Source organism: Nonomuraea sp. MG754425, assembly GCF_021699195.1.
In the GTDB taxonomy this organism is placed as follows: Bacteria; Actinomycetota; Actinomycetes; order Streptosporangiales; family Streptosporangiaceae; genus Nonomuraea.
In genome coordinates this window covers 24571-34431 of the sequence record NZ_SSXE01000101.1, presented here as the reverse complement: position 1 = coordinate 34431, position 9861 = coordinate 24571, and the positions used below count along the sequence as shown (strand labels likewise).

Sequence of the window (9861 nt, the reverse complement as noted above, 5' to 3'; positions counted from 1 at the left end):
GCGCCCACGCCCGCGCACCCCCCGACAGCCCCTGGGCCGCCCACACCACCAGATCGTCGTCACCGCACGCGGCCCGCACCTCGGCCGGCGAGCGCAGTTCCCGGATCACCGGCCCCACCACCGGGTGCGGCCGATCACAGAATCGCGCCGGGACGGTAGGCCGCCGCACCCGGATGGGCCGCCACGACCTCGTCCACCGCCCGTGACAGCTCCGCCACCTGATCGGCCGCCGCCCCCGTGAACGACACCCGGTCGGCCAGCAGTTCCTCCAGCCGCGCCCGGTCCAGCGGGAACCGCTCGTCGGCCGCCAGCAGGTCCAGCAGCTCGTTGGCCGCGCCGCGCGAGCGCATCGCCAGCGCCGCCGCCACCGCGTGCTCCTTGATCACCTCGTGTGCCTGCTCACGGCCCACGCCGTCGCGCACCGCCGCCATCAGCATCTTCGTCGTCGCCAGGAACGGCAGGTAGCGGCCCAGCTCGGCGGCGATCACCGCCGGGAACGCGCCGAACTCGTCCAGCACCGTCAGCATCGTCTCCACCAGGCCGTCGAAGGCGAAGAACGCGTCCGGCAGCGCCACCCGCCGCACCACCGAACAGGACACGTCGCCCTCGTTCCACTGGTCGCCCGCCAGCTCGCCCACCATCGAGGCGTACCCGCGCAGCACCACCGCCAGGCCGTTGACCCGCTCGCAGGAGCGGGTGTTCATCTTGTGCGGCATCGCCGAGGAGCCGACCTGCCCCTCCTTGAACCCCTCGGTGACCAGCTCGTGCCCGGCCATCAGCCGGATCGTCTTGGCCAGCGACGACGGCGCCGCCGCGAGCTGCACCAGCGCCGTGACGACCTCGAAGTCCAGCGAGCGCGGATACACCTGGCCCACGCTGGTGAAGCGGTGTGCGAAGCCCAGGTGGGCGGCCACCCGGCCCTCCAGCTCCGCCAGCTTGCCCCGGTCGCCGCCCAGCAGGTCCAGCATGTCCTGGGCGGTGCCCACCGGGCCCTTGATCCCGCGCAGCGGATAGCGGGCGATCAGCTCCTCCAGCCGCCGGTAGGCCACCAGCAGCTCGTCGGCCGCCGTCGCGAACCGCTTGCCGAGCGTCGTCGCCTGCGCGGCCACGTTGTGCGAGCGGCCCGCCATCACCGTGGCCGTGTGCTGCCCGGCCAGCGCCGCCAGCCGCGCCAGCAGCGCCACCACCCGGTCGCGCGCCAGCAGCAGGCTGTCGCGCACCTGCAACTGCTCGACGTTCTCGGTCAGGTCGCGCGAGGTCATGCCCTTGTGCACCTGCTCGTGCCCGGCCAGCGCGTTGAACTCCTCGATGCGCGCCTTGACGTCGTGGCGGGTGACGCGCTCGCGGGCCGCGATCGAGTCGAGGTCGACCTGCTCGACCACCTTCTCGTAGTCGGCGATCGCCCCCTCGGGCACCGCGATCCCGAGCTCGGCCTGCGCCCGCAGCACCGCCAGCCACAACCGCCGCTCAGCGATGATCTTGTACTCGGGCGACCACAGGCGGGCCAGCTCCGCCGAGGCGTAGCGGCCGGCCAGGACATTGGGGATACGCGGCTTCGACGTCACGTTGGACAAGTGTATTCACACCGGCCCGGCGAACCGGCGCTCAGGGCGTCCGATTCCTGCCCCCGTGCCGTCGATGACCGCCGTTCTTTCGGTGAACGGTATTGAACCGGCCGACCGCCTTTACAATGTAGATCACAATGGGTGGGAGTCGAGCAGCAGGCGCACCCGTGCGGCCTGGCGGTCCAGCGTCCCGGGCGGGTTGTGCGGCGTCGCCGGACCGCCGGGGCCGAGTTGCAGGAACCACCCCAGCGCGAGCAGCCGGCGGAAGCCGTGCACCCGCCCCGCCTCCCCGGGAGCCAGATCGACCTCGGCGAGCAGCCGGCCGGCGTCCACCCCGCCCTCGACGTGCGAGATGTGCTCGATCAGCTCGCCCAGTTCGAACGCCCGGTCGGTACGGCCAGAGTCCTCCCAGTCGATCAGCCCGACGCGGCCCTCGCCCGCGTCCCACAGGTAGTTGGCGTGGTTGCCGTCCGCCAGGCCGAGGACGGGCGGCAGCGGGTTCGTGACGAGCCGGTCGGGGTCGGCCGAGGCGAGCCAGGCGGCCCCGTCGCGCCACGCCTCCCGCACCAGCGGGTCATCGCCGAGGCCGGGCCGCCGCCCGGCCAGCGCCCGGACCTTGGCCACCGCCGTCGCCGGCCCCCAGGGCGCCGGCGGCACCCCGGCCACCACCGCGGCCGGGATCCGGTGCAGCCGGTGCAGCGCGGCGGCCAGCGCCGTGACCTGCTCGCCGGTGACGCGCCCGCCGCGCAGGACGCGGCCGGGCAGCCTGCTCATCACGATCGCGGGCGGGCACGCGTCGAGCGCGGCCCGCAGCGGCCTGGGCGCCAGGCCCGGCGCGTGCCCGGCGAGCAGGGTCAGCGCCGCCCACTCCCGGTGCGGCTCCCCCCGTTCCCACGAGCTGTACCGCTTGGTCACGACGCCGTCGCCGAACTCGAGGTGGTGCGTGCACCGTCCGACCGTCATCCGCCCGCTCCCCCTCCACCCGGCCCCGTGCCCCGGAGCCTATGACGGCCCCGTGGCCGGGTTCACCCGAACGGGCACGTCACTCCAGCCGCGCCGCGGCCTCCAGCGCCTCGGACGAGCGCAGGAAACGCAGGTCCTCCATGACCAGGGCGACCCCGGCGGCGCCGCCGCGGCGCAGGGCCGGCGCCAGCGCGTCCAGGGCTGCCCAGCGGGACGGGCGCAGGTGGACGCGGTAGCCGTCCCCGGCGGGCTCCAGGGTGAGGGCTTCGCCGATGGCGAGCCGGCCGTCCGCCAGGTGGGCCGCGCTCGCCGCGGCGGCCCGTTCCAGGGCGGCGACCGAGGTGACCCCGGCGGCGACGGGCAGGGTCGTGTCCGGGGCGGTGAGGTGTCCGTGCAGGTCACGCAGGCGGGCGGCGGCGGTCGTACGGGCGGGGTGGTCCTTGGGCAGCCGGTCGGCCAGGAGCCCCGCGGCGCGGGCGAGGTGACCCAGCGGCGGCACGGACGGACGCTCGCCGAGCAGCGCGATCAGCGCCGGCAGGGCGTCCTCGGCGCCGGCGGCGAGGGTGACCCACTGCGCGGTGGTGAGCGGGGTGAGCCTCGGGTGGCGGTCCGTCCAGTACGCGAGCGCCCGCTCCAGGCCGGGGCCGGCACGCCAGAGGTCGGCGGGGTCGTCGGGCATGAGCAGTTCGACGACTTCGACGGCCTCGTCGGTGGTGGTGAGCGCCTCCAGGGACAGCGCGGCGACACGCAGTTCGATCTCGCTCAGGCCGAGTTCGAGGGCGCGGTCGGCGTCGGCCGACCGGAAGGCGGCGACGCGCCCCCGCGCCCAGCCCTCCGGCCAGGACAGCGTGCGGGCCGAGGTGGACAGCAGGATCAGGCACTGGGCCGGTGACAGGCCCGTGCCCTGCGCGAACGCGCGCACGGTCGCCTCGCGGTCCACGGGCGGCGGGCCGTTCTCGTCGATCAGGTCGAGCGCCTGACGCAGCCGGTCCGGGTCGCCCCAGCCGCGGCAGGTCCGCAACTCGACGACGCGGTTGCGGGTGAACAGGAGCGGGTCGGGGCCGCCGGGGGTGTGCAGGAGCGCCGTGACCGCGTACCCCACCCCCACCTTCTCGTGATCGGCGACGGCGGCGGCCATGATGGGGCCGCGCCCCGAGCAGATCTGCCCGAGCTGGTACTCCGGGCGCAGCCGGGCGACGTGCCAGGTGCCGTCGGTACGCAGGAGTTCGGGGACGGCGGCCAGCCGCCGCAGGCGCGCGCGCCCGCCGCCCTCGCCCCACGCGGCCTCCAGGACGGCGGCCCCGAGACGGCCCAGTGTGTTCTCCACCCCCTTGACGGCGGAGGAGTCGAACCTCGCGATGTTCTTGTCGTACGGCACCTCGACGGCGGCAGGAGCGAAGTGGACGATCCGGTCGTACGCCGACGCGGGCCCCGGATCGTCCGGCTCGCGGGACTTCGTGGCCCGGACGGCGGGCGGCGCGCAGGCGGACGCCGGGCTCAGGTGCGGCGGCGGGGTCAGCGCCAGGCGTTCCAGCAGGGCGAACGCGCGCTCGCGGCATTCGACGGCCGTCCACACCAGGGACGTGACGCCCTTCAGGAGCGACTCGTCGGTGATCTCCGGCAGGAGCGGGCGCAGTCGTCCCGTCAGTTCGTCGCGGGCGGTGTCCTGCTCCTCGTACCAGACCTCGGGGTCGAGCACCCGCATGAGTTCGGCGGCGAGCGCGGCGTCGGCGACGTCGATCAGGGCCTGCGCCTTCTTCTCGTCGACAGCACGCAGCGCCCTGGATCCTTCGGGGTCGCGCGGCCGCATCGCCGCCCACCGGCCGGGCGGCGCGACCAGGTGCGTCCCGGACGCGTAGCGGTGGCGCGCGACCGTGCCGATGTTCTCGGCGCCGTCGTGCTCGGGCACCCGGCCCCAGCCGCGGACGTAGCGGCCGATGGTCCGCCCGGCCGGGTCGCGCAGCTCGATGAGCCGGCCCCGGCCGCGCCACACGGTGGCCTCGGCGCCGCCGGGGAAGACGACCCGCTCGCCGTCGGCCGGCACGACGCGGCGGGCGGCGGGGTGCGCGCTGCCGTGCGGGCAGTGCGGGCCGCCGTGGTCCAGCACGGTCACCCGGCCGTCCACCACGATCAGGCAGCGGTCCTCGAGGTCGCGCGCCTCGCTGCGTTCGTGGGAGCGGCTGGAGACGTCCTCGTAGGTGCCGAAGCCGTGGGCCGGGCCGACGCCGTCCGGGGTGACAACGGAGGCGCGGAACTTGTGCTCCCAGAGCCGGCCGGCCTCGATGAGGAGCAGGTCGGCGCCGCTCTCCTCCAGGTAGTCGGTGATGGTGTGGACGTGGGCGGGCAGGAACGCGGGCAGTTCCAGCTCGTCGAGGACGCCGCCGCTCAGCGCGGCGGCGAGGGCGCGGACCGGGTCCGCCTCGGCCGCGATGGTCCGCACGCTGTCCAGGAGGGGGCCGGGGACTCCGGCGACGGTGAACCGTCCGGCGTCGCACAGGGCGGCGTGCACGTCGGGAAGCCCCTGCCGGGAGACCCGCTCGGCATGCTCGGCCAGGATGGCGGCGACGATCCGCGCCGTTCCGGGTGTCGTGGTCAGGGCCCGTACGGTCTCGGGGGCGGTCTGCTTCGGGACGGCCGGCTCGGTGACGTTGAGCTGGTTGGTCACGCTGCCCACGATCGCGTCGCGCAGCAGCGGGGCCCAGTCCGGGTCGGCGGCGACGGCGGCCAGGCCGGTGCCCGCCCCGGCGGCGAGCCGGTCGTACAGCTTGTAGGTGTGCAGCAGCCGGGGCCGCGCGAGCGGGACGCCGCGCTCCAGGAGGAGATCGAGGAGCGGGAGGTCGGCGGCGGTCTCCTCCCAGGAGTTGACCTCGTACTCGTCCGCTCCCAGGATCGCCTCGTGGCCGTCGCAGGTGCGGCCCTGTGCGCGCAGCCGCGTGCCGGCGTCGTGCAGGAGGTCGCCGAGACCGGCGACGGGCAGGGCGAGCCCTGCGTACCGCGTCAGGAAACGGCCGAGCCAGTCCTTCGCCTCCGCCTCGGGGAACGTGGTGAAGGGGGTGGTCAGGCCCGCGTCGGCGAGGTTGCCGAGCAGGAGGGAGACCGCCGCGCTCTTGGCCTTGGGGGTGTCCTTGGCGGGCAGCGGCAGGGTGGCGAGGAACGCGCGGCCGATGCCCGCCTCCGCCCGCGCCATCGGGCCGAGCAGCGCCAGGACGAACCTCCACAGGGCCTGCGGCGCCGACTCCATGCAGCCGCTGTTCAGCAGGGCGCGGACGGCGCGTTCGTCCTCGGGCGCGCCGAGGGGGTGCCCGGCGGCCTTGGCCAGCGCCGCCCAGCCGTCGGCCAGGACGAGCGCGCCGTCCGCGCCGTCCGGGACCTTCTCGCACCACTCGGTGAGCAGCCTGCGATGCCAGTGGTACGCGACGGGGGCGGGATGGCGGGCGGCCAGCCGCCTGCCGTGCTTCTTGAGCGTGGTCGTCGCGGCGGTGTCCGGTCCCGCGGCCAGGTGCGCCGCGACGAGCGCGGTCTCGTCGACCGGCAGCGTGTGCGTGTCCTCGGCGGCGCGGGCCTTGTCGAAGAAGGCGGCGGCGAAACGGGCGCTGCCCACGTCGGCCAGGATCCGCGCGCACTCCTCGTAGAAGGCCGGCAGCAGCGCGGGCGTGTACGTCTCCAGGTCCGCGCCGGTACGGGAGAGCGCCTCGCGCGCGAAGCCCGGCTTGCGCGCGGCCAGCACGCGGGCGGCCCGCAGGTCGGTGTTCGCGGCCAGGACGCGGGCGCGGTGCGCCGGGTACTTGTGCAGGGCGAAGGCGAGGAAGCCGAGCGGGCCCGCGTCCACGGTGCCGACGCCGGTCTCGGCCACCGGGTCCAGGTCGTGCAGCGACTTCTCGGCCTTGTCGCCGTGCACGGCCGCGCGCCGGACCAGTTCGACGAGCGGCTCGTCCAGGACGGCGTGCTCGTAACGGACGGCGACGCACGCGTCCTCGCCGGGGCCGGCGGGCGCGCCCGGCAGCACCGCGCCGGCGCGCAGCAGCACCTCGCGTGTCGGTGCGGCGATGGCGCAGGGCGCCACGGTGCCGGGCTCGCCCAGGTGGGCGTCGCAGTAGGCGGAGTACGCGTCGGCCGCCTCCGGTTCCGGCCGCCTCTCGTCCACGGTGCGGTGGGCGTACAGCGTCATGAGGATGCGGACGCCTTCGGACCAGGCGATGTCGCCGATCTCCCGGCCGCCCGCGCGGAAGCTCAGCCGCTCCAGGTAGGCCGGGCTCATCGGCCCGCTCCAGTCGAGGTCGATCTCGACGCCGAGCGGCTCGGGCGCGTGCACGGTGCAGCGCGCCGTGTTCCCCCTGATGCGCCCGCCCAGCTCGTGCACGCGGCGCTCGAACGCGGCGCCGCTCTCGTAGCGGGCGTATCCGAAGGTGTCGACCACGTCGAACGTCCGGTCCATGCTCGCGGGACGCGTCCACGTCTCGCGGCGTACCTGCTCGACGACCTGCGTGAGGTGCCGGGCCCGCCAGAGGGGCAGGTCGTCGCCGAGCAGCAGCGGGTGCGGGATCGCGAAGGCGTCCGCGCCCGTCCACGCGCCTTCGCGCAGGAGCGCGCACCGGCCGAGGTCGGGCGCGCCGCCGACGATCGGGGCGATGACCAGGCCGGTGAGCGTCTCACGCCACACCGGGTCGTCCCACACGGCGGCGAACACCTCGGCCGGGACGGGCAGCGACCGCACCATCCAGGACTCGACCCGGTCGTGCACCGCGCGCGCGTGCTCGCCGATCCGGTCGCAGAGGGCGGCCAGCCGCACCGCGTCCGGATCCTTCTTGACGTTCGCGGGCACCTTGCCCAGCACGCGGCCCGCGGCCGTCCGGCAGGCGAGCACCGGCCGCCGCGTCCCGTCGACGCTGATCTCGTGGCCCGTCGCGATCCCGATCCATCTCATGGCAGGCCATTCTTGATCACGCCTACGACATTTCACCGGGGAAACGGATGATTCACCCGTAGTAACGGGGTGGCTTGTTCCGCGCCGCGCTGCCATGAGCGGCGGGTTACGGGCGAAGATCGCCGCCGCGGGGCTGCCCGTGGACGGGATGGTGTATCCGACCGTCCGGCAGTAGCCCGCAGGCCGGCGCCCGGGTCCTCAGCGCAGGGTGCGGAAGAAGGTCCGGACGTCGGCGACGAGCAGGTCGGGGGCCTCCATGGCGGCGAAGTGGCCGCCCCGGTCGAACTCCGACCAGTGCACGACCTTGTGCTCGCGCTCGGCGATCCGGCGCACGCCCGGGTCGCCGGGGAAGACGGCGACGCCGTGCGGCACCGGCGAGTACGCGGTGGCCGAGCCCCACGAGCTCTGCGTCTCCTTGTAGAGGCGGGCCGACGACGCGGCGGTCCCGGTGAACCAGTAGATGCCGATGTTGGTGAGCAACTGGTCGATGTCGACCGCGTCCTCGGGCAGTTCGTGCGCCGGGTCGGTCCATTCCTGGAACTTCTCGGCGATCCACGCCAGTTGCGCGGCGGGAGAGTCGTGCAGGCCGAACGCCAGCGTCTGCGGCCGGGTCGCCTGGATGATCGCATAACCGGAGCGGTCCTGGTCCTGGAATTGGCCGAGCCGGGCGAGTTCGGCCCCGGTGAGCCCCTCGAACTCGGCCGGGTCGCCCGACGGGAAGCCGAGGCCGCCGTTGACGTGCACGCCCACGACCCGCGCGCTGTCAGCGCGGCCGAGCGCCGGTGAGATGACCGCGCCGCTGTCGCCGCCCTGCGCGCCGTAGCGGTGGTAGCCCAGGCGGCGCATCAGTTCGGCCCACGCCCCGGCGACCCGGTCCAGGTGCCAGCCGGGTTCGGTGGTCGGCCCGGAGAAGCCGAAGCCGGGGATCGACGGGGCGACGACGTGGAAGGCGTCGGCCGCGTCGCCGCCGTGCGCGGCCGGGTCGGTGAGCGGCCCGATGACGTTCATGAACTCGGCCACCGAGCCGGGCCAGCCGTGCGTGAGGATCAGCGCGAGCGCGTCCGGCTCGGGTGAGCGGGCGTGCAGGAAGTGCACGTTCTGCCCGTCGATGCGGGTCGTGAACTGCGGGAAGGCGTTCAGCCGCGCTTCGGCGGCGCGCCAGTCGAACCCGGCGCGCCAGTACGCGGCCAGCCGGCGCGCGTAGCCGACCGGCACGCCGTAGGACCAGCCGGTCCCGGGCAGCTCGTCCGGCCAGCGGGTCGCGGCGAGCCGGTCGCGCAGGTCGTCGAGCTGGGCCTGCGGGACGTCGATACGGAACGGGTGAATCTGCTGGTCGTCGTTCATGGGGGTAACGCTAGAAGCCGGTTAGGACAGGTTCGGTCCTAGGATGGCCGGCATGTTGGAGACCTCGGCGCGGCTGCTGCGGCTGCTGTCGCTGCTGCAGATGCCGCGGGACTGGCCGGGCGCGGAACTCGCCGAACGGCTGGGCGTCTCGGGCCGGACGGTCCGCCGCGACGTCGAGCGCCTGCGCGAACTCGGCTACACCGTGCACGCCACCGCCGGGACGCCCGGCTACCGCCTCGGGGCCGGCACCGGGGTTCCGCCGCTGCTGCTCGACGAGGAGGAGGCCGTCGCCGTCGCGGTCGGGCTGGGCACCGCCGCGGTCTCCGGTGTGGCCGGGATCGAGGAGAACTCGGTACGCGCGCTGGTCAAGCTGGAGCAGGTGCTCCCGCCCCGGCTCCGGCATCGGGTCAGCGCGCTGCGCTCGGCCACGGTCCCGCTGTCCGCCCCGGCCGGCGCGGTGGACGCGGCCGTGCTCACCGTGATCGCCACGGCGGTGCGCGACCGGGAGAGCCTGCGCTTCGACTACCGGGCCCGCGACGACGCCGAGGGCCGCCGCGCCGCCGAGCCGTACCGGCTGGTGAGCTCGGGACGCCGCTGGTACCTGGTGGCGTGGGACACCGGCCGGCGTGACTGGCGCACGTTCCGCGTCGACCGGATGCGGCTGCGCACGCCGAACGGGCCGCGCTTCGCCCCCCGCGAGCCGCCCGCCGGCGGGTTCGTCCGCTACGTGTCGGAGCGGATCTCCGTGCACCCGTACCGTTATCGCGGCCGGTTCACGGTGCACGCACCCGCCGAGGTTGTGGCCGCCCGGATGCCGGCCACCGTCGCGGCGGTCGAACCGGCCACGCGCGACACGTGCGTGCTCAACGCGGGCGCCGACTCCCTGGACGAGCTCGCGGCGTGGGTCGGGCAACTCGGCGTGCCGTTCGAGGTGCACGAGCCGCCCGAACTCGCCGAGCACCTGCGCGCGCTCGGCGCCCGCCTCCTCGACGCGGCGGGCTGAACACCCGGGGGGCTGCAAATATCGGCATAACTGCCATGCAGCCCAATATGGGGATAAAACTA

At 74.9% G+C, this 9861-nt stretch carries 5 protein-coding genes; 1 reads left to right on the top strand and 4 read right to left on the bottom strand.

What is annotated here, in order from left to right; all coding sequences use genetic code 11:
- Positions 1-134: 134 nt before the first annotated feature.
- The 4 genes from purB to FAF44_RS30735 form a co-directional block, all read right to left on the bottom strand.
- Complete coding sequence (gene purB, locus FAF44_RS30750) at positions 135-1565, bottom strand: adenylosuccinate lyase (protein WP_237106804.1); 1431 nt, start codon at positions 1563-1565, stop codon at positions 135-137.
- A 132-nt stretch (positions 1566-1697) separates the two neighbouring features.
- Complete coding sequence (locus FAF44_RS30745) at positions 1698-2528, bottom strand: phosphotransferase family protein (RefSeq protein WP_237106803.1); 831 nt, start codon at positions 2526-2528, stop codon at positions 1698-1700.
- A gap of 79 nt (positions 2529-2607) precedes the next feature.
- Complete coding sequence (locus FAF44_RS55050; protein ID WP_272895238.1) at positions 2608-7452, bottom strand: DUF4132 domain-containing protein; 4845 nt, start codon at positions 7450-7452, stop codon at positions 2608-2610.
- Positions 7453-7650: 198 nt separating this feature from the next.
- Complete coding sequence (locus FAF44_RS30735) at positions 7651-8796, bottom strand: epoxide hydrolase family protein (RefSeq protein ID WP_237106802.1); 1146 nt, start codon at positions 8794-8796, stop codon at positions 7651-7653.
- Positions 8797-8848: 52 nt separating this feature from the next.
- Between FAF44_RS30735 and FAF44_RS30730 the strand changes: the two genes are divergently transcribed.
- Complete coding sequence (locus FAF44_RS30730; protein WP_237106801.1) at positions 8849-9799, top strand: YafY family protein; 951 nt, start codon at positions 8849-8851, stop codon at positions 9797-9799.
- Positions 9800-9861: the final 62 nt, after the last annotated feature.